Source organism: Nocardiopsis sp. RV163 (assembly GCF_001029525.1).
In the GTDB taxonomy this organism is placed as follows: Bacteria; Actinomycetota; Actinomycetes; order Streptosporangiales; family Streptosporangiaceae; genus Nocardiopsis; species Nocardiopsis dassonvillei.
Window position 1 is genome coordinate 1 of sequence record NZ_LEKI01000345.1, and the last position, 1137, is coordinate 1137.

Below are 1137 nucleotides of genomic sequence, written 5' to 3' on the forward strand. Positions count from 1 at the left end.
GTGTGGGTGCGGGCCAGTGCCGTGCGGCGGGGTGTGCTCTGGTGGGCTTGCCCGGTCCGCCCCGGCCGTCCCGGAGTGCGGGGCGGCCGGGGCGGTGGTGGTTATGCGCCCAGGGCTTCGGCGATGGTCACCGGTACGCGGGGCAGGGCGGGTTCGCCGTCCTCGACGGCCCAGACGCATTCCTGGAGGACGCGGACGAGGGTCCAGGCGCGTGCGCGGTCGCGGGGGATTCGGGCGGCCTCGGAGACCAGGTCCAGGCGGCGGCGGGTCTCCTTTCGGGGGTCGCCGGTGGCGAGGGCTTCGTCCCAGCGGTTGTGCAGGGCGGGGAAGAGGTCGAAGCCGGGGTCTCCGGCGAGGGGTTTGGGGTCGATGGCGAGCCAGGGTTCGCGGTCGGTGCCGGGCAGGGGGGCGAGCACGTTCTGGAAGTGCAGGTCCCAGTGCAGGAGCCGGTCCCCGGCTTCGGGTGCCATCTCGCGGGCGCGGGCGGCGAGTGCGTTCATGCGGTCGCGTTCGTGTGCGGTGCGCAGGCGTGGTGCCAGGTGCTGGGCGCGGGTGACCATGGCGCGGGTGGTGTCGGCCAGGGTGCGCATGCCCTGTGGTGCCCGGTGGGCGGTGAGGCGGGCCAGGAGGGTGCCGATGGTGGTGAGGGCCTGGTCGATGGGGACGGTGTCGAGGGTGCGTGCGGGGTCGAGGGGTTCGAGGAGCATGGCGCCGGTGCCGGGGTCGTGTCGGAGGAGGCGTACGGCGCCGTCGCCGTTCCAGGTACGCAGGGCGTCGGGTTCGCCCCGGCTCTCCTCGTCCACCGGCTGGATCTTGAGCACGGCGGAGTCCCCGTGGGGGAGTCGTACGGGGACGACGAGGGCGACCATGCCGTGCATGGGTGTTCCGGTGGGCTGGAGGTTCCAGTGCCGGAGTTGGCGTTGGGTGAGTGCGGGCAGTCCTCGGGTCCACTGGGGTCCGAAGAAGCGGTCGAGCAGGGGTGCCAGGGCGTCGGGGACGCGGATGGGGGGAGTGTCGTCGCGCATGTGGTGTGTCCTTCGTCGTTGTGGTTTGGCCGGTGACGAAGGAGCGTTGGGGGACCGCGGGTCTAACGCATACCGAACACCTCGTTCGTTGTGGGGTTCGAGGGTAGCGGGC

The 1137-nt window shown here is 72.5% G+C and carries 1 protein-coding gene; it reads right to left on the reverse strand.

Annotation, left to right across the window (positions count from 1 at the left end; all coding sequences use genetic code 11):
• Window positions 1-101: 101 nt before the first annotated feature.
• Entirely contained in the window at window positions 102-1025 is a 924-nt protein-coding gene (locus tag ABD54_RS26615; protein WP_047872305.1) for an aminoglycoside phosphotransferase family protein, read from the reverse strand.
• Window positions 1026-1137 lie beyond the last annotated feature (112 nt).